The sequence below is a fragment of the Enterococcus sp. AZ020 genome (assembly GCF_050499205.1).
GTDB lineage: Bacteria > Bacillota > Bacilli > Lactobacillales > Enterococcaceae > Enterococcus_L > Enterococcus_L dunnyi.
Genome location: NZ_JBIPAT010000001.1, coordinates 76,048 through 102,710, shown reverse-complemented (window position 1 = coordinate 102,710; position 26,663 = coordinate 76,048). Strand labels below are relative to the sequence as shown.

At 38.4% G+C, this 26,663-nt stretch carries 22 protein-coding genes and 1 other RNA gene; 16 read left to right on the top strand and 7 right to left on the bottom strand.

The genetic code is table 11. The features are described from left to right. Window positions 1-115: 115 nt before the first annotated feature. From IGI58_RS00470 to IGI58_RS00460, 3 genes are all read right to left on the bottom strand, one after another. Window positions 116-2,029 (bottom strand): fructose-1,6-bisphosphatase, encoded by a 1,914-nt coding sequence (locus IGI58_RS00470; RefSeq protein WP_429955111.1) that lies wholly within the window; start codon window positions 2,027-2,029, stop codon window positions 116-118. A gap of 16 nt (window positions 2,030-2,045) precedes the next feature. Continuing rightward, a complete protein-coding gene (locus IGI58_RS00465) occupies window positions 2,046-2,858 on the bottom strand; it encodes a pyruvate, water dikinase regulatory protein (RefSeq protein WP_087640341.1) in 813 nt (270 codons plus the stop codon). Window positions 2,859-2,935: 77 nt separating this feature from the next. Then, complete coding sequence (locus IGI58_RS00460) at window positions 2,936-3,571, bottom strand: helix-turn-helix transcriptional regulator (protein ID WP_225533750.1); 636 nt, start codon at window positions 3,569-3,571, stop codon at window positions 2,936-2,938. A 172-nt stretch (window positions 3,572-3,743) separates the two neighbouring features. On the opposite strand from IGI58_RS00460, the gene ppdK reads away from it, so the two are divergent. The 7 genes from ppdK to IGI58_RS00425 all read left to right on the top strand — a co-directional run bounded on the left by ppdK (window position 3,744) and on the right by IGI58_RS00425 (window position 11,793). Further along, window positions 3,744-6,353 carry a pyruvate, phosphate dikinase gene (gene ppdK / locus IGI58_RS00455; protein ID WP_429955113.1) on the top strand — a complete coding sequence of 870 codons (2,610 nt, stop codon included), beginning with the start codon at window positions 3,744-3,746 and terminating at the stop codon, window positions 6,351-6,353. A gap of 160 nt (window positions 6,354-6,513) precedes the next feature. Then, window positions 6,514-7,617, top strand: coding sequence for a serine hydrolase domain-containing protein (locus tag IGI58_RS00450; protein ID WP_429955115.1), 1,104 nt, complete (start codon window positions 6,514-6,516; stop codon window positions 7,615-7,617). A gap of 91 nt (window positions 7,618-7,708) precedes the next feature. Next, complete coding sequence (lysA, locus tag IGI58_RS00445; protein WP_225533754.1) at window positions 7,709-9,010, top strand: diaminopimelate decarboxylase; 1,302 nt, start codon at window positions 7,709-7,711, stop codon at window positions 9,008-9,010. A gap of 220 nt (window positions 9,011-9,230) precedes the next feature. Further along, a complete protein-coding gene (locus IGI58_RS00440) occupies window positions 9,231-10,202 on the top strand; it encodes an alpha/beta hydrolase (protein WP_429955118.1) in 972 nt (323 codons plus the stop codon). A 12-nt stretch (window positions 10,203-10,214) separates the two neighbouring features. Then, window positions 10,215-10,583 carry an EamA family transporter gene (locus IGI58_RS00435; protein WP_087640335.1) on the top strand — a complete coding sequence of 123 codons (369 nt, stop codon included), beginning with the start codon at window positions 10,215-10,217 and terminating at the stop codon, window positions 10,581-10,583. Beyond that, complete coding sequence (locus IGI58_RS00430; RefSeq protein ID WP_429955120.1) at window positions 10,580-10,927, top strand: EamA family transporter; 348 nt, start codon at window positions 10,580-10,582, stop codon at window positions 10,925-10,927. Before IGI58_RS00435 ends, IGI58_RS00430 begins: the two co-directional genes overlap by 4 nt. Window positions 10,928-11,355: 428 nt before the next feature. Next, on the top strand, window positions 11,356-11,793 hold the full coding sequence (locus IGI58_RS00425; protein WP_429955122.1) for a hypothetical protein: 438 nt from the start codon (window positions 11,356-11,358) through the stop codon (window positions 11,791-11,793). 51 nt (window positions 11,794-11,844) lie between these two features. Here IGI58_RS00425 and IGI58_RS00420 read toward each other — a convergent pair whose 3' ends face one another. Both IGI58_RS00420 and IGI58_RS00415 read right to left on the bottom strand, forming a co-directional pair. After that, window positions 11,845-12,186 (bottom strand): metal-sulfur cluster assembly factor, encoded by a 342-nt coding sequence (locus IGI58_RS00420; protein WP_069644547.1) that lies wholly within the window; start codon window positions 12,184-12,186, stop codon window positions 11,845-11,847. A gap of 205 nt (window positions 12,187-12,391) precedes the next feature. Continuing rightward, entirely contained in the window at window positions 12,392-12,958 is a 567-nt protein-coding gene (locus IGI58_RS00415; protein ID WP_087640332.1) for an XRE family transcriptional regulator, read from the bottom strand. A 291-nt stretch (window positions 12,959-13,249) separates the two neighbouring features. Here IGI58_RS00415 and IGI58_RS00410 point away from each other — a divergent pair, with 291 nt between their 5' ends. The 4 genes from IGI58_RS00410 to IGI58_RS00395 all read left to right on the top strand — a co-directional run bounded on the left by IGI58_RS00410 (window position 13,250) and on the right by IGI58_RS00395 (window position 19,246). After that, the gene (locus IGI58_RS00410; RefSeq protein WP_429955125.1) at window positions 13,250-14,314 is read left to right on the top strand and encodes a dipeptide epimerase; all 1,065 of its coding nucleotides are present in this window, start codon (window positions 13,250-13,252) and stop codon (window positions 14,312-14,314) included. Between the two features lie 16 nt (window positions 14,315-14,330). Beyond that, window positions 14,331-15,707, top strand: a complete 1,377-nt coding sequence (locus IGI58_RS00405; RefSeq protein WP_087640330.1) for a transglutaminase-like domain-containing protein — start codon at window positions 14,331-14,333, stop codon at window positions 15,705-15,707. A 23-nt stretch (window positions 15,708-15,730) separates the two neighbouring features. Further along, window positions 15,731-17,401: a peptide ABC transporter substrate-binding protein gene (locus IGI58_RS00400; RefSeq protein WP_429955127.1), complete on the top strand. Its 1,671-nt coding sequence runs from the start codon at window positions 15,731-15,733 to the stop codon at window positions 17,399-17,401. Between the two features lie 243 nt (window positions 17,402-17,644). Further along, window positions 17,645-19,246 (top strand): CTP synthase, encoded by a 1,602-nt coding sequence (locus tag IGI58_RS00395; protein WP_087640445.1) that lies wholly within the window; start codon window positions 17,645-17,647, stop codon window positions 19,244-19,246. A 50-nt stretch (window positions 19,247-19,296) separates the two neighbouring features. Here IGI58_RS00395 and IGI58_RS00390 read toward each other — a convergent pair whose 3' ends face one another. Together IGI58_RS00390 and recU are read right to left on the bottom strand one after the other, a co-directional pair. Next, window positions 19,297-21,633 carry a PBP1A family penicillin-binding protein gene (locus tag IGI58_RS00390; RefSeq protein ID WP_429955130.1) on the bottom strand — a complete coding sequence of 779 codons (2,337 nt, stop codon included), beginning with the start codon at window positions 21,631-21,633 and terminating at the stop codon, window positions 19,297-19,299. Then, a complete protein-coding gene (recU, locus tag IGI58_RS00385; RefSeq protein ID WP_429955132.1) occupies window positions 21,623-22,264 on the bottom strand; it encodes a Holliday junction resolvase RecU in 642 nt (213 codons plus the stop codon). The genes IGI58_RS00390 and recU overlap by 11 nt, the downstream gene beginning before the upstream one ends. Window positions 22,265-22,325: 61 nt before the next feature. Between recU and IGI58_RS00380 the strand changes: the two genes are divergently transcribed. From IGI58_RS00380 to IGI58_RS00360, 5 genes are all read left to right on the top strand, one after another. Then, window positions 22,326-22,868, top strand: a complete 543-nt coding sequence (locus IGI58_RS00380) for a DUF1273 domain-containing protein (RefSeq protein WP_225533766.1) — start codon at window positions 22,326-22,328, stop codon at window positions 22,866-22,868. Window positions 22,869-22,961: 93 nt separating this feature from the next. Then, complete coding sequence (gene gpsB / locus IGI58_RS00375; RefSeq protein WP_087640325.1) at window positions 22,962-23,393, top strand: cell division regulator GpsB; 432 nt, start codon at window positions 22,962-22,964, stop codon at window positions 23,391-23,393. 23 nt (window positions 23,394-23,416) lie between these two features. After that, window positions 23,417-23,819, top strand: an RNA gene (gene rnpB / locus IGI58_RS00370) — RNase P RNA component class B. A gap of 146 nt (window positions 23,820-23,965) precedes the next feature. Next, entirely contained in the window at window positions 23,966-25,129 is a 1,164-nt protein-coding gene (locus tag IGI58_RS00365) for a THUMP domain-containing class I SAM-dependent RNA methyltransferase (RefSeq protein WP_429955135.1), read from the top strand. Window positions 25,130-25,141: 12 nt separating this feature from the next. Continuing rightward, entirely contained in the window at window positions 25,142-26,641 is a 1,500-nt protein-coding gene (locus IGI58_RS00360) for a carboxypeptidase M32 (RefSeq protein WP_429955137.1), read from the top strand. Window positions 26,642-26,663: the final 22 nt, after the last annotated feature.

Sequence of the window (26,663 nt, the reverse complement as noted above, 5' to 3'; positions counted from 1 at the left end):
ACTAAAAATCGGTTTTGCTTCGCACTCTAAAACGTAAGAAACGATCGCCAAAACAGTGATTTTACAAAATCGAGCAATACGCTTTTAGTATTGCTCGATTTCGTATTGCTCAAGTCTAATCGATTTTTGTCTCAATCGTATCTTTTATTTGTGTTGATCTGCCTAATTCTTTTTTTAAAGAGTTTGCTTCTGCGATCAAAGATGCTCCGATCGTTGTATCTTTGACTTTCAAACGCTTGATTTGCCGATCAACGATTTGTCTGTTGGAAAGAATATCTTGATTTTGTTTAATGGCTGCTTGTTTATCTGAAAATGGTTTATGAGCAGCTAACTGCATGCCAAATGAGTTATACAAAAGGGTGTAACCTGCAATACCTGTAACACTTTGATAGGCTTTTGAAAAGCCGCCATCGATGACCAGCATTTTACCTTGTGCTTTGATCGGCGACTCTCCTTTGATCGTTTTAACGGGTGTATGTCCGTTGATGATATGAGCATTCTCAAGGTTTAAATGAAACGCATGCATCATTTTTTGACAAATCTCGGGATCATTTCTTAATGTGTAATACGCATTTTTTTCTTCCAGATGAGTGCTTTTATCTTCTATAAAATAGCGTTCAAAGGTTTTCATCGCCTTTTTACCGAAGAGAGAAGAACATTCACCACACCATAAATACCAGATTAGATCAGTTGCAAAATCTTCAGTTTGCCAAGGTTGATCGAACGCTCGTCTGATGTTGCTTTCAAAAAAATCGAGTAATTGTTTTCCAGCATAGGCCCGACCATCAAAGGTGATCGATTGAAAAGTTCCATTTGGATGTAAGGGAATACAGCCGTGGATCAATAAATTATTGTTGTATGGTAAGTAAAGTGCCCCTTTGTCAACGAGAAAAGCCATATGCTGATTGAGTCTTTCAGCATGTTGAAATTGGTGCAGTAAATCAGTGATTACAGCCTCTTCTTCTGAGGTCAATCGATAAGGATCGGACCAGTCAACGGTTTGAAAACATTCATTCACCAAAGGGTAGGTAACATGATCTAGCGTTATTTGTCCATTATGGATTTTATCCAGCAACAAACGAGGGGTCATCATAAATTCAGGCCTTCTTTGAATCAATTGTCCTTCCAATTTTTCTTGAATGACTGCCATTGCCTGTTGGATTTTCATAGCATCTGTGATTTCTGTGATCGAAAGTTTGCGGTAGGGATTGCTTTTAGGTTTGAACTGAAGATTCTCATGGTATTTTTCTCGGCTAAATGTTCTTAAAGCAGATAAATCGATGCCATAATTGTCTTCTAACAAATCAAGATTGCCATATCGTGCAGAAATTCGTAAGACATTTGCGAGACAGGCTTTTGATCCACTCACAGCACCAAGCCAAATAATATCGTGATTTCCCCACTGGATATCAAGAGAATGATAGTCGATCAAAGCATCCATGATTTTATCGGGATACGGTCCGCGATCGTAGATGTCACCGATCACATGAAGGTGATCGATGACAAAACGCTGGATCAAATAAGCTAAATCAGTTACAAAACGTTCAGCAGTTCCGAGATCGATGATTTTTTGAATAATTTGACGGTAGTAAGCTTTTTTATCCGTTGTTTCATCATATTGATAAATCAATTCTTCTAAAATATAAGCATATGTTTTCGGTAAAGCTTTACGAACTTTAGAACGAGTATATTTACTCGATGAAAAACGAACGATACTCAGCAAGCGTTCGATCGCATCGAACCACCAGTCAGAGTTTAGGGAATGAACTTGTTTTAAAGTATTTATTTTTTCTTCAGGGTAATAAATTAAAAAGCATAGCTCATCCATCTGTTCATTCGTTAATTCTTGCTTGAATAAGGCGTGAACTTTTTCTCGAATACTTCCAGAGCCGTTTCTTAAGATATGATTGAACGCTTCATATTCTCCATGTAGATCACTGATAAAATGCTCTGTTCCTTTTGGCAGGTTCAAAATTGCTTCTAGATTAATGATTTCAGCAATCAATTCTTCATTACGACAATCTTTCATCTGCAAGTCCCCTTGATTATTTATTTTGTGTTAAATCTTCAATGATCGTTGTTGTTTCTTCGATCGATTTTTTATTTACATCGATCACAAGCGCATTATATTTTGCAAAAACTTCGGCTGCATAATCTAATTCTTCCTGAATTCGATCTGCATTCGTATAAGCCGAATCTTCCTTCAAACCAAGTGAATGTAGGCGAGATTTACGAATATCCATCAAACTATCGATCGTCGTTGTTAAACCAATGATTTTTTTAGGATCGATCTGGTCCAGTTCTGCTGGTAATGCAACTTCTGGAATCAATGGTAAATTAGCCACTTTGTGGTTTCGATTTGCCATATACATGCTTAGCGGTGTCTTGGAGGTACGGGATACGCCTAAAAGGACATAATCGGCTTCAAGGAAGCCTTTCGGATCTTTTCCGTCATCGTATCGGACAGCAAATTCAATAGCGGAAACACGGCTGAAATATTGTTCGTTCAATTTATGCAGAGCACCAGGTTCTTGTAGAGGCTGGACACCAAATGTTCCTTCCACGATCTCACTTAAAGGACTCATATAATCCACAAATTGTAAGCCGGTACGATCCGAAAATTCTTTCACTAGCTGAACTAATTTTTTATTCACTAAAGTTGTAACGACGACAGCTTTATCATGAAGGGCGTCTTTTAAGATCGGTTGTAATAATTCTTCATCTGTAATAAAAGGGAATCGTTGGATATCACTCATATCGATATCTGGATATTGCGCAGAAACGGCTGAGATGATTTTTTGAGCCGTTTCACCTACGGAATCGGAAACTAAGTAAATATTGATTTTGTTTTTTTGCATGAATAAACTCTCCTTTGCTGCAATGGTTAACAGCTGATTTTATTGTGATATATCATTGGAAAAATAGAACCCAAAAGCTAATAATTTTCTTTTTCGATTTCATTACCAGCATTGATGAAATACGCCATGATTCTGCTTTTTGTCACTTTACCGATAACTTTCTTAGGATTATCGATTTCCACGACAGGTAAGGTATCGATACTATGCTGAAGTAATAGACCACCTGCTTCTAAAATCGTGCGATCTTTTGTGATCGTAATGATATTCGGCATTCTGCTCATGATCATTGCAACAGGCGTTTTTTCTGTATTTGGGTTACTGATTGCAGCACGCAGTAGATCTTTTCGAGAAAGCACACCGATCAGTTCATCGCTATCATCTTTTACATATAATGAGCCGACATCATACATAAATAGATTAGTAACAGCATCATAAACAGTGGTTCCTTGGTGGATGAGTATTGGCGGTAAAAGGATATCCTCCACAGTTTTTTTATATAATTTTTCATAAAGTAACGGTTCAATGGTTTGTCCAGTGTAAAAATACCCAACTTTAGGTCTGGCATCCAGTAAACCAGTCATCGTCAAAATCGCTAAGTCACTTCTTAGAGTCGCTCGGCTTAGGCCAAGTGTACCTGCGATACTGTCACCACTGATCGGTTCGTTTTCTTTGACGATCTTGATAATCTCTAATTGCCTAGAGGTGAGTTTCATTTTATCGACCTACTTTCTAAATGTGACACACTAATGATTATATATTTCTTATAAAAATAATGCAACAATAAAAAAAAGATACACTAATATCTATTGACATTCAATCTGATACACAATATAATCGGTTTATCTCAAATGTGACATACTATTTAAATTAAAGGAGAGTTTGCTTGTGAACTATGTACTTGATTTTTCTGATGGCAGTAAAGAACAAACTGATTTACTTGGAGGAAAAGGGGCCAACCTAGCAGAAATGACCAAATTGAGGTTGCCGGTACCGACAGGATTTACGATTACTACAGAGGCCTGTTTAGACTATTTACAGAAAAAAGATTATGTTTCAGAAAACTTGGATGTAGAAATAAGACAGCATATACAACGGATGGAGACTCGGACAAATAAACTATTCGGCTCAGTGAAAAACCCGCTGCTTGTTTCTGTTAGAAGCGGCTCTAAATTTTCAATGCCGGGAATGATGGATACTATTTTGAATCTGGGGCTCAATGATGAAACTGTATTTGGGCTGATCGAAAAAACTGGTGATGCGCGTTTTGCTTATGATTGTTATAGAAGATTGCTGCAGATGTTTGGCGACGTTGTTTGCGGTATTGATAAAGATCGTTTTGAAGATCAACTGGATTTTTATAAATCAAAGAAGAACTATGGATCTGACACGGAACTGCTTGCAGAAGACTGGCAGGAATTGGTTCGTATTTTCAAGGATATTTTTTTAGAAGTGACGCATAAACCATTTCCTCAGGATCCTTATGAGCAGTTAAAATTAGCGGTAGAAGCTGTATTTCGTTCTTGGAATAACCGTCGAGCGATCACCTACCGCAGACTACATGACATTTCTGATTCATTAGGAACGGCCGTCAATATTCAAGAGATGGTCTTTGGGAATTTTGGTTCACAAAGCGGTACAGGAGTTGCATTTACACGTAATCCTGCAACAGGAGAAAAAGGGATATTCGGAGAGTTCCTACTGAATGCGCAGGGAGAAGACGTGGTAGCTGGTATCAGAACGCCGCAGCCGATCAGTGAGTTAGAGACGCTCATGCCGGAAGTTTATCAAGAGTTCCTCCGTTTAAGCGAACTTTTAGAACGCCATTATAAAGATATGCAGGATATTGAATTTACGATCGAAAACCGACAACTTTACTTATTACAAACAAGAAACGGGAAACGTACAGCAAAATCGGCCTTTAAAGTGTGTATTCAGCTGGTTGAAGAAGGGATCATTTCGAAAGAAGAAGCGCTTCAACGAATCAATCCATCGATGATCACGCAGTTGCTTCACCCTGTTTTTGAACCGGAACAGTTAAAACTGGCAGAAGTATTTGCAAAAGGACTGCCAGCTAGTCCTGGAGCGGCAAGCGGCAAAATCTATTTTACAGCGGAGCAAGCGAAAAAAGCGAGTGATGCAGGAGAAAAAGTTATTTTAGTTCGTCAGGAAACGTCACCTGAAGATATTGAAGGGATGGTCGTTAGTGAAGCGATCGTCACTTCGAGAGGAGGAATGACTTCTCATGCGGCAGTTGTTGCCAGAGGAATGGGTGTTTGTTGCGTTGCAGGATGTGAAGAAGTTCAAGTAGATGAATTTTTGGAACAAGCAACAGTTGGAACCATTGTCTTGAGACAAGGAGATACGATCTCGGTAGATGGCACAACAGGAACCATTTACCGAGGGAGTATCCCTTATGTTGAAGGTGATGAGTGGCAATTATTGGAAACGATCACAAATTGGGGCAAAGAAATAGCTAAAATCGGCGTGAAGGCAAATGCTGAAACACCATCCGATATTGAAACAGCGCTAAAATTAGGTGCACAGGGAATTGGTTTAGCTAGAACAGAGCATATGTTTTTTGGCGAACAGCGGATTTTTGAAATGCGGAAAATGATTTTAGCCCAAGATGTGGAATCATTAATGGCTCCATTAAATAAATTAAAAGAATTTCAAAAAGAAGATTTTCACACGATGTTTGAACTTTTGCAGGATAAGCCGTGTACCATCCGTTTGCTCGACCCGCCATTACATGAATTTTTACCGCAAATAGAAGAAGAGATAGAGCATCTAGCGAATGAAACGCAACGGACTGTTGCTCAAATCAAGCATCGTATTGCTGAATTGCATGAACAAAATCCGATGTTGGGTCATCGTGGTTGTCGTTTAGCGGTCACAACGCCTCAAATCTATGAAATGCAGGTTGCTGCTATTATTGAAAGCGCAATGGCAGTCTCACAGGAATCAGGAGTAACGATCGTGCCGGAAATCATGATCCCGTTGATTGGAAGCAAAGAAGAACTAGTTTGGCTAAGAGAACGTTTAGTCCAAACGATCGAGCAAATCTTTGAAACCGAACAGCAACAAATTCCATATAAGATCGGAACAATGCTCGAAATCCCTAGAGCTTGTTTGACAGCAGATAAAATCGCTGAAGCTTCTGATTTTTTTAGCTTTGGTACGAATGATCTCACACAATTGACGTATGGGTTTTCTCGTGATGACTCAGTAAAATTCATTGGTGCATACGAAGAAAGAAAATTGCTGAAATCTGATCCATTCCAACACATCGATGAAGAAGGAGTTGGTGCTTTGATGACCATTGCGGTAGATAAAATCAGAAGTTTTGATTCCGGTATTAAAATCGGTGTTTGCGGGGAAGTTGGTGGTGATCCTCAGTCGATTCGTTTCTTGCAAAAACTGGATGTCGATTATATCTCTTGTTCGCCATATAGGATACCTGCTGCGATCTTGACGATTGCACAAGAAAGTCTTTAAGCATAAAAGGGAATAGCTGAAAAGTTTTGTCTTTTTTCGTTGTTTATCTGAAATTTGAGTATGTAGAACAAAATGACTGTGTCGTTTTGTTCTACATACTCTTTAATTTTTTTGGAAAGTGGTATAATTTGAGAGAAGTGTTTGGAAAGAAGTGAGTTAGTTGAGTAAGCGATCAAAAAAAATAGTTTATGCTTGCCTATTATGTGTAGTGCTGGTCATTTTAGGTTATTGGTATTTTAAAGGGAGTCCTTTTTTTAGTGAACCTTTCGCCAATACGAAAAAAGCCGACAAAACAGATCAGTCAACAATGATAGCACGACAAAAGGAAATCGATCAGCTGATCGTGGATGCTCATTTTAAGGGAGCGGCATTGGTGATCGATCGAGGTCAGGTGTTTTATGAAAAAGGCTACGGGTATGCTGATGTTGAAACCAAACAAGAAAATAAGGTCACCACAACATTTCCGATTGCCTCTTTGCAGAAAATCATTACGGGTGCTCTGATTTTGCAATTAGTCAATAACAAGCAGCTTTCATTAGATACGACCTTGGATCAATTTTATCCAACAATAGAAACGGCGAAGCAAATTACGATCAAGGATTTACTGAACCATACCTCTGGGCTTATGCTGCCCGAAGAAGAGCCTGATCATTTACTCAGTGATCAAAATACTCAAATCGATTATGCATTAAAAGAGCTGGAAGTCGATCAAGGCCAAGAATATCTATACTCAAACGGAAATTATACTATTTTAGCAGGAATCATTTCGATGATTTTGAAGCAGCCGTATGAAGAGGTGGTTCAAGAACGAGTAGTCGACAAATTAGGACTGAAACAAACGTATTTTTGGGATACTTTACCTATGAAAATCACTGTACCTAAACCATACATTTATGCTGGAAAAGACTATCAGCCGGATGTTTTCCCATCAAGCGAAAAATTATTTTCTAGTTTACTTGGTGCAGGTAATATGTATATGTCAACAACAGATTTTTGGCAATTTATTCAAGGATTGACCAATGGAAAACTATTCAAGTCATCTAAATATGATGAGCTTGCAGAGGTAAAAACAGGCGGTTATCAATCTGGGATGATCTATTTTGATTCATTAAAATATTCGGTAGGGAGTCTAGGGGGATATAATACAGTGATTTATGGCGATCAAGAAAATCAACAAGTAGTGATTCTCTTTGCAAACCAGATAGGTGAGGAAGGAATCGGAGCTTTAGCGGAGCAAGTATATCAGCAAGTATTGGCTACGTAGGACAAGGTTTGTGAAAATGATGAAAAATAGATAGGAAGTTTCTTAATTTTATGCTATTATTTTTAATAAATTAGTTGGAGAAGGTGAAAAAATGCCATTATTATTTGGAACAGCGAGATTCAATACAGAAGAGCATTTAACAATCGGAGGTTGTGATACGGTTACTTTAGCAAAAAAATACGGGACGCCCTTATTCGTTTACGATGTTGCACATATTCGTGAACGTGCTAGAGGATTTAAACAAACCCTTAACTCGTTAGGAGTAAAAAATAAAGTCATTTATGCTAGTAAAGCTTTTTGTTGTTTAGCAATGTACAAATTATTAGAAGAAGAAGAACTAGGCTGTGACGTTGTCTCAGCGGGAGAAATCTATACAGCGATCCAGGCAGGGATGTCACCTGAAAATATCGAATTTCATGGAAATAATAAAACACAGGAAGAGCTTCTTTATGCTGTTGAGCAAGGTGTTGGGACGATCATCATCGATAATTTTTATGAGATCGAACTATTAAGTGCCATTTTAAAAGAAAAAAAGACGACACAAAATGTTTTATTCCGAATCACACCAGGAATCAACGCGGAGACACACGATTATATTTTAACAGGTCAGGTCGATTCAAAATTTGGCTTTGACGTAGCAAGTGGTCAGGCGACACAAGCTTTGGAGCAGATTTTAGCAGATGATCATTTAATATTAAAAGGTGTTCATTGCCATATCGGCTCACAAATTTTTTCTGCAGAAGGCTTTTTGGCGGCAGTTGAAAAAATGTTGGCGATCTTGAATGAGTGGAAGCAAGCTTTTGATTATACAGTCGACGTTTTAAATATGGGCGGAGGTTTTGGCGTACAATACACAGAATCGGATGATCCTTTAGAACCAGAAGCTTTTGTTAAGGCAATTGTAAATGCTGTAAAAGGTCAATGCGAATTGCTTGACTATGCATTTCCAGAAATCTGGCTTGAGCCAGGCCGCAGCATTATTGCAGAAGCGGGTACAACGATTTATACTGTTGGCTCTGAAAAAATAATTCCTGATGTGAGACATTATGTCTCTGTAGATGGCGGGATGGGTGATAATATTCGTCCAGCGTTATATGGTGCAAAATATGATGGTTTTTTAGCCAATCGAATCAGCCAAGAGCCAAAAGCAGTAAAAACGATTGTAGGAAAATACTGTGAATCAGGGGATATCCTGATCAAAGATATTGAATTGCCGCCGATGGAGCCAAGAGACTTATTTGCTATAACGAGCACGGGAGCTTATGGCTATTCGATGGCGAATAATTACAATCGTAATTTGAAACCAGCAGTTGTTTTTGTAGAAAATGGCGAAGCAAAATTAGCGATCCGCCGTGAAACGTATGCGGATCTAGTTTCATTAGATTGTGACTGATAGAGAACGAATAAGGCTGAGATAAAAGTGCTTATTTCCGAGGAAGTTACTTTTTATTGCCCTTTATTCGAATTTAGAGAGCGGAACAAAACTAAAAATCAGTTTTGTTCCGCTCTCGTTCTTTTTCAGTAAGAAAAGGCTCAGGACATTGGTACTTTTTTTATTGATAAAAGAGTATACTTAGTGTAGAAGTTAAAAATTTAAGCGAGAGGTGATGTCAATGACAGGAATTATTTGGATCGTAATTATCTTGATCGGACTGATTATGGGGCTTGCATTTTATGCGGCAAATTTTTTTATAAACGTCGCTTTGTTCAGAGAAAATGAATGGTACCATACAACAGGACACAAAATGATGAACCCGGATAATTTCAATAAAGGGCGTTCCCAGTATGATTTAACAGAAGAAAAACAGCTTCAAAAAGGGGCAGAATTTTGGGAGCAGCCGTTTGCTGCAGATCATTGGTTGGAGGTAGGAAATGAACGTTTATATAGTCGCTTGTTTCAGCCATATCCTAAAACTAAAAAATGGGTGATTTGTGTCCATGGATATCGTTCTTATGGAAAACGGGATATGTCCTACGTAGCGTCTATGTTTGCAGAACAAGGATATAATTGTTTGGTTCCAGACTTAAGAGCGCATGGACAAAGCTCAGGAGATGTGATTGGTATGGGATGGTTGGACCGCTTAGATTTGTTGAGTTGGATCCAGGAAGTATTGAAAATCGAGCCGAACGCTGAAATTATTTTATTTGGAGGTTCTATGGGGGCTTCAACTGTTATGATGACAAGTGGCGAAGACCTACCGAAAAATGTTAAAGGTCTAGTTGCCGATTGTGGTTATTCTTCAGTTTATCATGAATTTGGTGCAATGCTGCGTTCTGCATTTAGATTGCCGAATTTTCCGATTTTGACGATTGCTGATTCTTTGGCACGAAAAAAAGTTGGTTATTCCTTGAAAGAAGCGTCCGCCGTCGATCAATTAGCTAAAAATGAACGACCGCTTTTACTGATTCATGGAACAGGCGATAAATTCGTTCCGCATCAAATGCTTTATAAAAATATGGAGGCGACAAATGGTGTCAAAGAAAGTTTGATGATTGAACAGGCGCCTCATCTTTCGTCGTTTATCTATGAACCAGAGCATTATTTTGAAACGGTCTTTGAATTTATACATCGCTATTGTCAATAAGGAGGGGTAAAAATGGATGCTAAGAAAAAACAGCAAAAACTTAGTTTGGGAATACTTCTAATTATTATTGCGGCAACATTAAGTAGTTTGGGGCAGTTGGCGTGGAAATTCGGTGCGGATGGCAGCGGAAGCTATGCAGTGATTTTGTATGTAATTGGATTTATAGCTGCTGGTGCAGGAATGTTTTTTATGATGGCTGGCTTTCGCTTTGGTGAAGTATCGATTTTACAACCAATGATGAGTTTAGGGTTTGCGCTTTCGATCGTTTTAGGAGCAGTATTTTTGAATGAATCGATTACATGGTATAAATTGTTAGGAACTGGATTTATCGTAGCGGGATCGATTCTTTTAGGAATAGAAGGAAATGAGGGAGCGGCATGATCGATTATTTTGCTATTTTGATTATTTTGATTGTGTCGACATTATCTGGAAGCGCTGGCGCCTTAGCGTTGAAAAAAGGAATGAATGATTTAACTGAGTTACGTTTTAAGTTCGTTTTAACGAATGCTTGGATCTACTTAGGCTCATTTTTGTATCTTTTGAGTGCGGGGACGAATATTTTATTGCTGAAATTTTTGGATTACTCGATTGCATTTCCGATGACTTCACTGACCTATGTTTGGACAGTGATCATTTCCTATTTTGTTTTTAAGGAAAGACTGACTTTTCGAAAGATTGTAGCGGTTTTATTGATCATTATAGGTGTCTTTGTTATTAGCCAATAAGCAAATTAGTCGTATCAAGTAGTTATAGGTTGTAAGATGAATATATTAGGAGGGATAAGCATGAAAGTCAAAGCAGAAAAAATCGATAAAATCAAATTATTACAAGCAGTAACGACGATCGTCACCGGATTATTCATGTTAAGTACTGTGTTGAAACACAAAAGAAAATAAAGAAGCATATGTTCCTTTTTCGAGAGTTAGTGTCTGAAACAAAACTATTTTTTCGTTTTGTTTCGGGCGCTTTTTTGTTTGAAAGGATAGTGGGAGAAAATAGAAAGGCAGCTTCGAACATTTGCGAATATACTATGAAAAAGTGAGGTGACAAAGATGAAAAAAATGGATAAGTACCTATGTTTGTTTCTTTTCTTAGTAGGCGTTGGGATCGTTTTGTCAGGCTGTGTCATTGTTCGAATGTGAGGAGAGAAGACATGAGCAAATATTTATTTATAATTTTTCTAAGCCTTTCATTACTTGTGGGCTGTAAAATTGAGTATAATAGCCCTCAAAGTGCTCGCGATGATAATTATGGCGTGGGATATGGAAGCAGTGGGGCAACGACTGATGATAAAACGAATGGATCAAAAGTAGCAAAAACAGGTACTGGAGATGATGTGATAACTAATATCGCTTTAAAAAAAGGACCTGCTGTTTTTGAGTTGAAGCATTCTGGAAACTCTGATTTTAAAGTAAAGTTACTTGATAGTGATGGTGAGCTGATTGCTAGTTTAGTAGAAACATCTGGTGCATATTCTGGAAAAGCTTTCGCTCAGATACCAAAGGATGCGGATAATTATGTGTTGGTCATCAATGCTAGCGCTTCTTGGGAAGTAAACAGTCAAGGTATGGAAGTAGGAGAATACAAATAGAAAAGAGCCGCCTGCAATTGAAATGCAGGCGGCTCTTTTTACATATCTGTTCTATCGAATTCCTAAAGCGATCCGAGCATAACGCGACATTTTATCTGTCGTCCAAGCAGGGTACCACACTAATTTTACCTCTGGATTTTTTACTTCGGGAATTTCTTTTAAAGCCTCGTGGATCTGCTCTGTCAACACATCTGCTAAAGGACAACCCATCGTTGTCAGTGTCATTTTGATGACAGTATCTCCATTTTGGGCAAATTCTACTTCATAAATCAAGCCTAGATTAACAATGTCGATCCCAAGCTCAGGGTCGATAACTGTTTCTAAAGCAGTTAAAATTTGTTCTTTGATATCCTCGATTTCTTCAGCAGACCATTCTTGATTTGTTTCAGTCATTGTATCTACTCCTTTTCCTGGCTACAAAGCTCCTACATTTGAAATCGTCAGCAAGAAAAGCCGTGTGCCAATACAGTTCGTTCTTCCCATATAATACCTTTTTTTAAATACTTTGTAAATGAGAATCTTTTTCAATAAGCAACAAAAAAATAGAGAGAAAAACAATGAGTATTTTGTTAAAGCTTATACGGTAAAGTAGTATCCGCTAAAATTGAAGCGTAAAGAGCATCAACTCATTTTCAGTGGTATTCATGATATTATGCTGCGTGAAAGCTTCAAGAAAAATCGCATCGCCTTCATTCAAAACGAGTACCTCATCCTTAAGCTCAACAGTGGCTTCACCTTTGATTACGTAGTTTATTTCACAAAGATTATGAGCAATTTTCTTTCCGCTGGAAGAAGACTGGGCATCGATGTAGATCTTTGAAATAACCATATTATTGGTATGTACCGGTAAGTTGAACAACGTATCATAGTAAGTAGAATTAGTTTGCCACGGATTATATTTTGTATTAGAGGTATTTCGAATGACCTTATATCCCTTTTCAGTCGTTTCATCATCTTGAATGACTTGTGGGGCTTCATTGGCTAAAAGAGAGGCGACAGTTACATCCAAAGCGTCAGCAATTTTTCGTAAAGCTTCTAGTGAGGGGCGGTTGGCGCCACGTTCGATCTGAGATAAAAAACTAGCTGAGTAACCAGTTTTTTCTCCTAATTCGGTTAAAGTAATCTTTTTTTCTTTCCTTAAATTCTTGATTTCTCTAAATTCCATCTATAGCCGTCCTTTGTTTAGAATCCTTTTTTCTTTCATATTATCTCGAATTAGCTACAAAATTACAAGTACTTGAATTTTGATGACAGAACATACAGAAAATTCTCATTATTGTATTGACATTTTCATAGAGTAATCTTAAAATTGTAACAATTAATTCAATTTGAACGGCGTATTTGAACTGAAAATGCAAAAAAGAACATTTATTTGTTCTTTTAGATAAGTTTGTTGATTTAACGAAACTTTAATGATCGATTGGAAATCGAAGGAAATACTATTGGGGGATATCAAATGAAGATAACGAAAATCAATGTGGCGGCGAAAGCGGCTAAACTAAAAGAGCCGATCACGATCGCTCTTGGAACGATCGAACATTCAATGAGTGCAATTGTTGAGATCGAAACAGATGAAGGACTTATTGGCTATGGTGAGGGATCACCAGGAATTTTGATAACGGGAGAGACATTGAAAGGAACTACAGAATGTATCCAGTTATTTGAAAAGCAGTTGATTGGGGTCGATCCGCTGGATATTGAAAAAGTCCATCATATCATGAATACTGTTGCAGCTCATGCACCATCGGCCAAAACTGCGATCGATATAGCTTGTTATGACCTTTTAGGTAAGAAATCAAGTTTACCAGTATATAAATTACTAGGCGGTTTCTCACGTTCGGTCAAAACAGACTTAACGATTGGTATTGATACACCGGACATCATGGCTCAAAAAGCCAAGCAAGCTGTTTTACAAGGGTTCGATACATTAAAAATCAAGGTCGGTACAGGGGTTTCACAAGATATTTCCCGCATCGAAGCCATACGTCAGGCTGTGGGCAACGATATCAACTTAAGACTGGATGCAAATCAAGGATGGAAACCTAAAGAAGCGGTAAACATGATTCAACGTATAGCGGATTATGGAATCGAATTGGTCGAACAACCTGTCGCATACCATGACATTGACGGCCTCGCTTATGTGACCCAAAATGTTTCTGTTCCGATCATGTCTGACGAAAGCTGCTTCGATTCAAAAGACGCATTACGTTTGATCAGAGCTCATGCTGTCGATTACGTGAATATCAAGTTGATGAAATGCGGCGGGATCCACGAAGCACTCAAGATCAATAGTATTTGTGAAGCAGCTGGTGTGGAGTGTATGATTGGTTGTATGGTGGAAGAAACGAATATTGGCGTAACAGCAGCTGCACATTTAGCCGCAGGGACAAAAAATATTACGAGAGCGGATCTAGATGCAACATTTGGATTGACTGAGGTAGCGATTCCAGGTGGTGTCGGATTAGAACCGATCAGTGTCATTGAGTTGACAAACCAAGCGGGATTGGGTTTGAGCAAATAAGAAAGAAGGAATTTGAATGTATTACGACTTAAAGTATATGAGTGTACCGCTGCCGGAAGATATTATCAAATTGAAAAATTATGGTGATTTTACTGGTGCTGAAAAAATGATCGAGCATTTACTAGCAAAAGAAATTCCGCAAGCATTACGAAAAAGATTAGAGATCGAACAAGATATCATTCGAATCGTAGGGATCAATGAATACCCCTTTGATTTTGAAGAAGCAAATAAAATGATGAAAGAAGCCTTTTCAAATTATCAGGAGCAAGAATTGACTGACTTGAAGGAAACGGGTAAAGTTGATTGGCTGTTTATCGATGGAAACGTTCATTTTCAAAGACGCTTCTTAATGAATTTGATCAAAACACAAGCTGATTATGAAGCGAGATTACTTGTAAAAGAAGATAGCGAAGTGGATCGTCTGCGCAAGCAAGAGCTAACTCAAAATATTCAGCTTATGAAAGAAAATGGTGGGCGAACAGTCAAGATTCATTTGAAAGCAAGTATTCAGGTGAAAAAGGAATACGAACGTCCTGGAGAAAAAGTTCGAGTGTATTTACCATTACCGAAAAGCTGTAAACAAGCTTCAGAGATCGAAATTTTAAATACGACGCCTGAAGCAACGTTTATCGCACCAGAAGAAGAAGCACAGCGGACTGTTTTCTTCGAAACAACGTTAGAAGAGGATCAAGTTTTCAGCGTGGAATATAGCTATATCAACCACGTTGATTATGTGGAATTAGATCCAGATAAGGCAATAATAGAACAACCGGATTTTGAATTGAGTGAGCAGCTGCCTCATATTCGATTTACGCCTTACTTGGAACAATTGCTTGAAGAAATTTTAGCAGGAGAAACAAATCCAATCAAAAAAGCGCGTAAAATCTATGATTTTATCACAACTAAAGTCAATTACTCCTTTATGAGGGAATATTTTACGATCGATAATATTTCTGAGTATGCTGCAGTCAATTTAAAAGGCGATTGTGGGGTTCAGGCGATTCTGTTCATCACACTTTGCCGAATGGCGAAAATACCAGCAAAATGGCAATCAGGATTGTACGTGTCGCAATATTACACAGGCTGTCACGATTGGGCACAATTTTATGTCGCACCTTATGGCTGGATATTTGCTGATCTATCTTTTGGCGGAGGAGCAAAAAGAGCAGGAGATGAAGAACGCTGGAATTATTACTTCGGTAATCTTGATATTTTTAGAATGCCTGCTAACAGCGAAATTCAAACTGATTTTAATCCGTCGAAACAGTTTTTAAGAGCAGATCCGATCGATAATCAACGGGGCGAATTTGAATATGAGAATCAAGGGCTTCCATATGCTTATTTAGACGTAAAGCAAGAATTGATCAAAATGGAAGAACTTGTGAATAAATAAAAAAGAAGGAAAAGGTGGAACGTATGAAAAAAGGAGTTAAAAAAAGTCTGACTTTAATGACGACATTATTGTTGCTGTCTGCTTGCGGCGGGAACGCAGGGAAATCAGCAACAGATGATTCGGGAAAAGGAAATGGGACCGAGCAAAAATCTACAAGAGTGTTAAATTTGATGGAGGCATCAGAAATAGGCTCAATGGATACGATATTTACACAGGATGAACCAAGCGTGAACGCTCAATCAAACGTTTTTGAAGGGTTGTATCAGTTGGATGAAAAAGATAAAATCATTCCGGCTGTTGCTAAAGAATTACCGGAAATCTCAGAAGATGGAAAAACCTATACGATCAAATTGAGAGACGATGCGAAATGGTCAAATGGAGATAAAGTAACAGCAAAAGACTTTGTCTTTGCATGGAAAAAAATGGCGGATCCAAAAAATCAGGCCAACTACTTTTTCTTGATGGACGGAACGATTTTGAATGGGACTGAAATCGTCAATGAAGAAAAATCAGCGGATGAATTAGGTGTCAAAGCGCTTGATGATTATACACTTGAAATTCAAATGGAAAAACCAGTACCGTATTTCACTTCATTATTGGCTTTTTCACCCTTCTTCCCGCAAAATGAAAAATTTGTTACTGAAAAGGGCAAGGCCTATGGAACATCTAGTGAAAACATTGTTTCAAACGGACCGTTCTTGATGGAAAATTGGGATCAATCATCTATGTCGTGGGATTTAGTTCAAAATCCGGAATATTACGATGCGGATAAGGTCAAATCTGAAAAAATTCATTTCGAAGTATTGAAAGAAACAAATACAGTATTCAACTTATATGAATCTGGAGAATTGGATGTTGCTGTTTTAACAGGAGACTTTGCAAAACAAAACAAAGACAATCCTGATTATGAAGCGATTCAGCGCTCAAAAGTCTATTCACTTAGAATGAATCAAAAGAGAAATGACAAGCCATCGATTTTCTCTAATGAAAATGTCCGCAAAGCAATTTCTTACGCTCTTGATAAGGAAAGCTTAGTCGATAACATTTTAGCTGACGGATCGACAGCGATTTACGGATACATTCCAAAAGATTTTGTTTCTAATCCTGAAACAGGAGAAGATTTCCGAAAAGAAGCTGGCGAGTTAGTAAAAACAGATGAAAAATTAGCAAACGAGTATTTAGATAAAGCGAAGAAAGAATTGAACGGTGATGTGACGATCGAGTTATTGTCTAAAGATGGTGACGGAGACAAAAAAGTTGCTGAGTTTATCCAAGGGCAATTAGAAGATGCATTACCAGGATTAAAAGTCAACGTTAAAACAGTCCCACTGAACAACTCGATCGAATTGATGAAAAAAGGTGATTATGAGTTATCTGTCAGCATGTGGGGACCAGATTACCAAGACCCAATGACTTTCTTAGAAAGTTCTGTCAGCAGCAAAAACAAAACAAGCTACCGTAGCGAAAAATATGATCAGCTGATCGATGATGCATCTAACAAATATGCCAATGATCCAGAAAAACGTTGGGAAACTTTGATTGCTGCTGAAAAAGTTTTAGTTGAGGAAGATGCTGCCTTAGTTCCATTGTACCAACAAGCAAGAGGACAATTAGTACGACCAGGTGTTGAAGGAATCCAGTATCATAATTTTGGTGCGACTTGTACCTATAAATACGCATACATCAGTGAGTAGGCACTAAATAAAAAAAGTCTGAACTAAAAATTGATATCTGTTCTAACAGAAACACTTGACCTCAAACAAATTTGCTTGTATTATACTACTTGGGCACCTTTAAGAAGGTCAGAAGCTTGTAACGAATTTCCAGCTCCCTATTCATTTTGGATAGGGAGCTTTTGCTTTTTGTGTCAGGAAAGTCAAACAGGAAACGTTCGCTTCTCTCTACAAATCTATTTAGAGAAAGGGTTTTTTTATATTATGACGAAATACATCTTTGTTACAGGCGGCGTAGTTTCTTCGATCGGTAAGGGAATTGTCGCAGCATCGTTAGGACGTTTACTAAAAAATCGTGGCTTAAAAGTAACGATTCAAAAATTTGATCCATACATCAATGTGGATCCAGGAACAATGAGTCCTTACCAACACGGAGAAGTTTTTGTCACAGATGATGGTGCCGAAACAGACTTGGATCTAGGTCACTATGAACGTTTTATTGATATCAATCTCAATAAATATTCAAATGTGACAACGGGGAAAATTTATTCAGAAGTGTTAAGAAAAGAGCGTAAAGGTGAATATTTAGGCGCAACTGTTCAGGTGATCCCGCATATCACGAATGAGATCAAAGATAAGATCATGCGTGCAGCAACGTTGACAGATGCAGATATCATTATCACTGAAGTTGGCGGAACCGTTGGAGATATTGAATCACTGCCATTTTTAGAAGCTTTACGTCAAATGAAAGCAGAAGTGGGCAGCGATAATGTCATGTACATTCATACGACATTGATTCCTTATTTAAAGGCTGCAGGTGAAATGAAGACAAAACCAACACAGCATAGTGTGAAAGAATTGCGTAGTTTAGGGATTCAGCCAAATATTTTAGTTGTTCGTACAGAACTTCCGGTTTCCCAAGGAACAAAAAATAAACTGGCACAGTTTTGTGATGTTGCGCCAGAAGCAGTAATTGAATCGCGAGATGTGGAAACACTGTATTCGATCCCGTTGGCTCTTCAAGCACAAAATATGGATCAGATCGTTTGTGATCACTTGAAATTAGATGTACCGGAAGCGGACATGACTGAATGGCGTGCTTTGGAAGAAAAAGTGCTTGGACTTAAGAAAACAACGAGAATTGCATTAGTTGGGAAATACGTTGAACTTCCGGATGCGTACTTATCCGTCGTTGAAGCATTGAAACATGCTGGTTTTGCTTTTGATTCAGACATTGCGATCGATTGGATCGATTCACAAGAAGTAACAGCAGAAAATGTCGAGGAAATCTTGAAAGATGCAGATGGAATTCTAGTTCCTGGCGGATTTGGTGATCGCGGGGTCGAAGGTAAAATAGAAGCTATTCGTTATGCTCGTGAAAATGATGTTCCGTTTTTAGGCATCTGTTTGGGCATGCAAATGCTTTGTGTAGAATTTGCTCGTAATGTTGTACACTTAGAAGATGCAGGATCGGCAGAAAATAATCCTGAAATCACAAACAATATCATCGACTTGATGGCAGATCAGGAAAATGTTGAAAATCTTGGGGGAACGCTACGTCTTGGCTTATATCCATGTAAAGTCAAAAAAGGAACCGTAACGGCTAAAGCCTATGAAGAGCAAGAAGTTGTTCAAGAACGTCATCGTCACCGTTATGAGTTCAACAACAAATACCGTCAACTATTTGAAGAAAACGGCTTAGTCTTTTCTGGTGTTTCCCCAGATAACCGTTTGGTAGAAATCGTTGAATTGTCGGACAAAAAATTCTTTGTCGGCTGTCAGTTCCATCCAGAATTGATCTCTAGACCAAATAGACCACAACACTTGATTAAGGGATTTGTTGAAGCAGCGTTGAATAATCAATAAAAAAATGTCTGGGATGACTTATCAAGTCGTCCCAGACATTTTTTATTCAATCAACCTGATGAAGAACGGCCAGATCGAGAAGCATTATTTTGTTCAGGTGGTGCTGATGATTGCTCCGGCGGCACTTCAGTCGAAGTAATAGGTGGTTCTTCTGTTGATGAGACAGGCGGCTCTGGCGATTGTGTCGACGAAACAGGAGTTTCACTTGATTGTGAGACAGGTGTTTCTGATGATGGTACTGTTGCACTGCTTGAGGTTGGCTCAGAGCTTACAGGCGCTTCCCAAGAGGTTGAAGAAGTATAGCCTGTGTTAGAAGGCAACAATTGTTCTTCATAAGCACCTTTAACATAGAGTTCACTACCAGAGCGGATCACGCTATCAGGCATTGTCCAATCATCCGTTGCTGTTCCTTCAGAAAGATAAGTCATCATTTCACGATAGACAGAAGAAGCAGTACCCCAGTATTCGAAAGGAATAGGGGTCAAACGGTTCCTGTATCCTGTCCAAACAGACACCGCATAATGAGGTGTATAACCTACGAACGTGCTGTCAGGTGCAATGCTGGAAGATTCTGAAGCGCCCATTTTAACAAGATCCTCATCCGTGTAGTTAGCCGTTCCTGTTTTACCCGCTTGGACAAGTCCGGGAACAGCTGCATTGAAGGCCGTTCCGCCGTTTATAACGTCTTTTAACATATCGGTCATCATATAGGCAGTAGAGTCTTTCATTGCACGATGACTTTCCGTTTGAGTAACCTCTTCAGAGCCATCTTGATAGACGATTTTATTTACATAGTAAGGCTTATTGTAGACGCCCATGTTTCCAAATGCAGCATATGCTGCAGCTAGTTTTAAAGAAGAGACTCCATATTTATTTCCACCGAGCTCACTTGTGTTACTGGAAATCGCATTTGCAGCAACGATATCTTTAAACTCAATGCCTAAACCTTTCAGAAATTCAGCAGACTTATCGCTACCAACTGCATCAAAGGTTTGAATGGCGGTAGTATTACGGGAGTACATGATCGCTTTACGCATCGTCAATGCACCGTAATATTGCATGTCTGCATTTGTAACTGGAATATTAGTTCCTTCATAAGTTGTGGGTTTATCCATCATGATTCGACCCGTAGAGTAATTTAGATTTTCAATTGCAGGACCGTAATCAGCAATTGGTTTCATCGTTGATCCTACATCACGATCGGTTTCATTAGCAAAGTTAGTTCCTAATTGAACATCATCGGGGATATTACGTCCGCCGATCTGCGCTTTGACTTGTCCTGTTTTTACATCAATAACAGTTGAAGTTACTTGGAAATCTGCATCTGGATAGTCAACATACTGATCTGTATTGATGATATCGTAGAGATGCTTTTGTGCATTCATGTCTAGGTTTGTATAGATATCTAACCCATCTGTATAAATATTTTTGCCCATCGCTTCTACTTCATCGATCACTTCTTTAATATAGTTGTCTACGATCTTACGATTATCATTTGACTGTTTAAGTGGCTGTAATCCGTCATCGATCGGTGTGGCTTTGGCTTCATCGTATTCCTTTTGCGTAATTTTTTCATTTTCTTTCATCGTATACAAAACAACATCACGACGTTCTTTCGCAATATCAGGTTTTACATAAGGATCATAGTCGTTTGGTGCTTGCGGCATTCCTGCTAATAAAGCTGTTTGAGGAAGCGACAGCTCAGATAAAGTTTTGCCATAGTAAGTTTGTGCTGCAGTCTCCATACCATATAGACCATTAGCCATATAGACCTTATTGATATAATACGTCAAAATTTCCTCTTTTGATTTTTCTTTTTCCAACTGGATCGCCAGCCAAGCTTCCTGAGCTTTTCTCTTTAAGTTTTGATCTTTTTCAGAGGTTGAAAAGTAAGATAACTTGATCAACTGTTGTGTCAACGTACTACCACCTTGAAGACCACCTGTTTTAAAGTTTGAGAAAGCTGATCCTAAGATCCGAATGGGATCTACACCACTATGTTTATAGAAGCGTTTATCCTCAACCGATACCACAGCGTCCTTAAGCAATTGGGGTACATCTGTCGGCTTGATCATTTCCCGTTTTTCCGCACCCAGTTCTTCAAACACTTCATTATTGATATCGTAAAGTTTTGAAGAGACAGTGGCACTTAATTTTTCGTCATCTAATTTAGGGGCATCTTTTGCGTAAGACCAAAACAGGCCAAGACCGGCAAGTAAGCCGAGAATCCCTAGTATGACTAGTCCTAAGAAAATTTTTAGCAGAATTCTTTTTTTCTTAGGCTTTTTTCCGCCATCAGAAGGCGGAATGCTTCCCGCACTGTTCGGGGCAGGGGCAGGTGAATGCCCATGTCTTGCAGCGCGTGATCCTATTTCATCAGTTGTCATTCATTGCAACTCCTTTATTCGATTGTATGTATTGTTCTACTGCGTCCAAATAAGGAACTCTTGGCGCAATTCCAATTTGGATCTCAATTCCCTCTTTTTCGATCATTGCTAGAGGTAGAGACTTTTTTCCAGTGATTTCTTGTTCCGACCAATAACTCACTAGCGCCTCACCGCTAAAAAAGAAACATCTATTCAAAGATGAAAACCACAAGAGAACAAAGCAAATTCCTTTTTGAGCCAAACATTGCCTAATATGGTCGATCTGGTGTTGGTGAAAGTTTTTAAAAGGAAAAGAGGTCTTATTTTTCGTTTCCTTCGCTTCAAAATCCAGATAGTATCCATTATATACACCATTATAGTCCGTCGTGGAGGCCTGTCTAAAGTAAGCTTCTTTGATGACTGCAGCGCTTCGACTAGGATAGTCCACTTTGACGATTTGGACGGGTGTCGGTTTTTTATGAATGACTGCAATAGTGCGAGCAAGGTAGTATGCATTACTTTTATTGATTTCTTCTTCAAAGTCCATACCGCGTTTGCCAAACTGAATCGATTTTTGTTTTTTTACTTGTTTTTTTGATTTCGGTGCTTCATGATTGTTATAGGGAGTACCATTAGGATAATGAAAAGCCATTTCTATCACACTCCTAGCAAATATTATAACAAAAAATCTTTATGAAAGAAAAGGAATGTCTATGGAAAACGTAAAAACACTTTATGTGACTGGATATAAAAGCTTTGAAATCGGGGTTTTTCAAGACAATGACCCAAAAATTATAGTTATTAAAAATGTCTTAAAAAGAGAAATTATGGGGTTTTTGGATGCGGGTTTAGAGTGGGTTTTAGTTTCAGGCAACCTTGGGACAGAAATTTGGGCAGCAGAAGTTGTGGCTGAATTGAAAAATGATTACCCAGAATTGAAGCTTGGGGTCATTTATCCTTTTAAAGAATTTGGCAGTAACTGGAATGAGAAAAATCAAGCAAATTTGGAAAAAGTCGAACGTCTTGCAGATTTTGTTGATTCTGTCAGCCACCAACCTTATCAATCACCAGCGCAGTTAAAAATGCACACACGATTTTTATTAGAGCATACGGGAGCCAGTTTATTGATCTACGATCGTGAATACCCAGGGAAAACAGAGTATTTCTTAAAAGATGCGACTCTTTTTTCTGAGCAATATCCTTATGAAATACGTCTGATAACGATGGATGATTTACAAAACTCGATGGATTGGTGAGAATCTGTTTGATTTTCTGACGATTTTCCGATACAATAATGCTGTTGAACTATGAACTTTTATCCTAATCAAAGAAAATAATGAGGTGTAAGTATGGCAAATTTAGTATACAGTCCAAAAGATATTTTACAAAAAGAATTTAAAACCAAGATGCGCGGGTATGATCCGGTTGAAGTTGATGAATTTTTAGATAACGTAATCAAAGACTATGAAGCTTATAATAAGGAAATCTTAACTTTACAAGAAGAGAATAACCGCTTATTAGCTAAATTAGATCAAGCATCTAAAGTCCAACAAGCAATGCCTTCACGTAGTACACCAGAAATGCCTAAGAGTGCTGCTGTTACAAACTTTGATATTTTAAAACGTCTATCTAACTTAGAACGTGAAGTTTTTGGAAAAAAATTAGATGATACACCAGCTTCAAATCCAATTTCTGGTATGGGACAAACTCCTTCATATGAAAGTAATTTCCATAATTCTTATGAACGTGATGTCGATCATTCAGAAACACGTCAATTTTAATTGACCTTATTTATACATGTGTGATTTTCGGGTGATCGCGGTTTGATTTATCAGGCTGAGGAAAGTCCATGCTCGCACAGACTGAGATGTCTGTAGTGTTCGTGCTTAGCGAAAACATAAGCTAAGGTACTTGGATACATCAAAGCTGCTTAGGCGGATTTTATGTATTAGAGTAACGGCAGGAAAAATGACTAAGGTTTCGGCTATGTCAGAGTACCCTTGAAAGTGCCACAGTGACGAAGCAATTTTGGAAACGGAATTGGTGGAACGCGGTAAACCCCTCGAGCGAGCAACCCAAACAATGGTAGGGGCGCTCTTCTAAAGGAAATGAACGAGTAGAAGAGGCAGAATGATTTCTGCAGATAGATGATGACCATCAATTGTTTTTCCCTGAGAAACAGTCGATACAGAACATGGCTTACAGAAAATTACATGTAATCAGGATGACCTTCCAACTTTGTTGTGAAGGCTTTTTTTAAAGATGGAAGTAAAAATAGTAGAAAATCTGACAAATGAGGGGAACAAAACGTAGGATATGTTGACTTTTTGTTTCAACTTCAAGAGGAGATATCATGACAAAAGAAAGAACATTCAAGCTTGTAGCCACAGCTGCAAGTGGGTTAGAAGCACTAGTAGGAAAAGAATTACGTGATTTGGGGATTCCCTGTCAAGTTGAAAATGGAAAAGCATTATTTGAAGGAACGATGGAAACGATCGCGACAGCCAATCTATGGCTACGTACCGCTGATCGTATAAAAATCATCGTTGGTGAATTTGATGCATTGACCTTTGATGAATTGTTTGAAAAAGTCAAAGCCTTGCCTTGGGAAGATTATTTGCCGATGGATGCAGAATTTCCTGTTGCTGGAAAATCGATCAAGTCTAAATTGTACAGCACACCAGACTGTCAAGCGATCACTAAAAAAGCGATCGTTAATCGTTTAAGAGAAGTTTATCATCGTCCAGCGTCAGTGCCTTTAGCTGAGTCTGGAGCCTTTTTCCAGCTGGAAGTAGCACTATTAAAGGATCATGTAACACTAACTCTTGATACAACGGGACCAAGTTTATTTAAACGGGGATACCGACTTGAAAAAGGCGGAGCACCTTTAAAAGAAAATATGGCGGCAGCACTAGTCACTTTAACGAATTGGCGCAAAGACCGTCCTTTTTATGATCCTGTTTGCGGATCTGGTACGATCTGTATCGAGGCAGCGTTGATCGGTCATAATATTGCTCCAGGATTTAATCGCGAATTTGTTTGCGAAACCTGGAATTGGTTTGATCCAGCTGTATTCGAAAAGGTTCGTACAGAAGCAGATGAAAAAGCAGATTATGATATTGAATTGGATATCACAGGTTCAGATATCAATGGGAAAATGATCGATATTGCTAGAGCAAATGCTGAGGAAATCGGTTTGGGTGATTCTATCACGTTTAAACAGGTTGCTTTAAAGGATTTCTCGACTGACAAAGAATACGGTGTTATCGTTGCCAATCCTCCATATGGAGAACGTTTAGGAGAAGAAGAATCTGTTCGTAAATTGTATAAAGAAATGGGCGAAGTCTTCCGTCCGTTGAAAACTTGGAGCAAGTATATTCTGACTAGTGATCTAGCTTTTGAACAGTATTATGGTGCTAAAGCAACAAAAAAACGTAAATTATACAATGGCGCATTGCGTACAGATTTATTCCAGTATTGGGGAGAAAAACCGCCAAGAAAACCAAGAGAAGAGTAGGTGGATGAAAAAATGAAGGAACAAGAATTTCTACAAGAAGTAAAAGAAATCGAGTTATTGAATTCTGCATTAGGTTTATTAGAATGGGACAGTCAAACAGGGATGCCGGAAGCAGGCAGTGGATTTCGCGGTGAAACAGTAGGCTACTTATCCGGTATGTCATTTGAGCGTAGTGTAGGACCGAAAATCCAAGAAGGGATAAGCTATTTTGACGAGCATCCAGATGAATTATCAGAAGTCGGGCTGGCAGTCTATAAACAAGTCAAAGAGGATTATGAATTAAATCATAGCATTCCTCCTGAACGTATGCAGGCGTATAATACAGCATTGACTAATGCGCATGCAGCATGGCTCAAAGCTAGAAAAATGAAAGATTTTGGTCAGATGAAAGCTGAAATCCAAACGATCATTGATTTTCTAAAAGAGTTTATCCCTTATTGGAAAAAAGAGGAAGCAACAAATTACGATGTTCTATTGAACCAATATGAACCTGAACTAACAGTGGCAAAGTTAGATCAAATCTTTGCTCAAGTCAAAACTGGAATCATGGAGATCAGAGCGACGATCGCTGAAAAAGGAACAGCACCTAGAACAGACTTTTTATCAAGAAAGGTGACAAAAGAGCAGCAGCGAAAATTTGTCATAGGAGTAGCAGAACAGTTAGGCTATGATTTTTCTCGTGGTCGTTTAGATGATACGGTTCATCCTTTTATGTTGGATTTGAATCGAAATGATGCAAGGATCACTACACGCTGGGATGAAACAAACTTTTCAATGGCGACTTTTGGAGTTATCCATGAAGCAGGACATGGTATTTATGAACAAAGTATTGATCCAAAATATGATTACACACCGCTTTCTACCGGTGCGTCAATGGGGATCCATGAATCGCAGTCATTGTTTAACGAAATCATCATTGGCAGTAATAAGCAGTTTTGGGAAAAGCAATTTCCGTTCTTCAAAGAATGTACAGAAGGAACATTTGACGATATTACATTCGCTGATTTCTATGATTCTTTGAAAGAGACCAAAGCCAGCTTGATTCGAATCGAAGCAGATAGTCTGACTTATCCGCTTCATATCATCATTCGTTATGAAATCGAAAAATTGATTTTTAATGAGGATATCTCAGTAGATGAATTACCAAAAATCTGGAATGACAAATATGAAGAATATTTAGGGATTCGTCCGGAAAATGATCTTGAAGGAATCGTTCAGGATGTGCATTGGTCTGGTGGTAGTTTTGGCTATTTCCCATCTTATGCACTTGGCTATATGTATGCAGCGCAATTGCGTCATGCAATGGAGAACGATGTTGAGATCAATAAAGTTCTAGCAAGTGATGACTACTCACCGATCAAAAACTGGTTGACTGAACATATTCATCAATATGGGGCTTCAAGAAAGCCAAATCAGTTGATCAAAGATGCAACAGGAGAAGAATTGAATCCGCAATATTTGATCGATTACATGAAATCTGTTTATTATGATGTTTACAAAATCAATGAGTAACTAATTAAGAAAAGAAAGTAGG

Coding starts and splice junctions, on each gene's coding strand:
- IGI58_RS00435 (WP_087640335.1), top strand. CDS start 10,215: ATGGATGCTAAGAAAAAACAGCAAAAACTTAGTTTGGGAATACTTCTA.
- IGI58_RS00365 (WP_429955135.1), top strand. CDS start 23,966: ATGACAAAAGAAAGAACATTCAAGCTTGTAGCCACAGCTGCAAGTGGG.
- IGI58_RS00395 (WP_087640445.1), top strand. CDS start 17,645: ATGACGAAATACATCTTTGTTACAGGCGGCGTAGTTTCTTCGATCGGT.
- recU (WP_429955132.1), bottom strand. CDS start 22,264: ATGGCTTTTCATTATCCTAATGGTACTCCCTATAACAATCATGAAGCA.
- IGI58_RS00380 (WP_225533766.1), top strand. CDS start 22,326: ATGGAAAACGTAAAAACACTTTATGTGACTGGATATAAAAGCTTTGAA.
- IGI58_RS00360 (WP_429955137.1), top strand. CDS start 25,142: ATGAAGGAACAAGAATTTCTACAAGAAGTAAAAGAAATCGAGTTATTG.
- IGI58_RS00470 (WP_429955111.1), bottom strand. CDS start 2,029: ATGAAAGATTGTCGTAATGAAGAATTGATTGCTGAAATCATTAATCTA.
- IGI58_RS00415 (WP_087640332.1), bottom strand. CDS start 12,958: ATGGAATTTAGAGAAATCAAGAATTTAAGGAAAGAAAAAAAGATTACT.
- IGI58_RS00405 (WP_087640330.1), top strand. CDS start 14,331: ATGTATTACGACTTAAAGTATATGAGTGTACCGCTGCCGGAAGATATT.
- IGI58_RS00400 (WP_429955127.1), top strand. CDS start 15,731: ATGAAAAAAGGAGTTAAAAAAAGTCTGACTTTAATGACGACATTATTG.
- IGI58_RS00425 (WP_429955122.1), top strand. CDS start 11,356: ATGAGCAAATATTTATTTATAATTTTTCTAAGCCTTTCATTACTTGTG.
- IGI58_RS00440 (WP_429955118.1), top strand. CDS start 9,231: ATGACAGGAATTATTTGGATCGTAATTATCTTGATCGGACTGATTATG.
- IGI58_RS00430 (WP_429955120.1), top strand. CDS start 10,580: ATGATCGATTATTTTGCTATTTTGATTATTTTGATTGTGTCGACATTA.
- IGI58_RS00420 (WP_069644547.1), bottom strand. CDS start 12,186: ATGACTGAAACAAATCAAGAATGGTCTGCTGAAGAAATCGAGGATATC.
- IGI58_RS00465 (WP_087640341.1), bottom strand. CDS start 2,858: ATGCAAAAAAACAAAATCAATATTTACTTAGTTTCCGATTCCGTAGGT.
- IGI58_RS00390 (WP_429955130.1), bottom strand. CDS start 21,633: ATGACAACTGATGAAATAGGATCACGCGCTGCAAGACATGGGCATTCA.
- gpsB (WP_087640325.1), top strand. CDS start 22,962: ATGGCAAATTTAGTATACAGTCCAAAAGATATTTTACAAAAAGAATTT.
- lysA (WP_225533754.1), top strand. CDS start 7,709: ATGCCATTATTATTTGGAACAGCGAGATTCAATACAGAAGAGCATTTA.
- IGI58_RS00410 (WP_429955125.1), top strand. CDS start 13,250: ATGAAGATAACGAAAATCAATGTGGCGGCGAAAGCGGCTAAACTAAAA.
- IGI58_RS00460 (WP_225533750.1), bottom strand. CDS start 3,571: ATGAAACTCACCTCTAGGCAATTAGAGATTATCAAGATCGTCAAAGAA.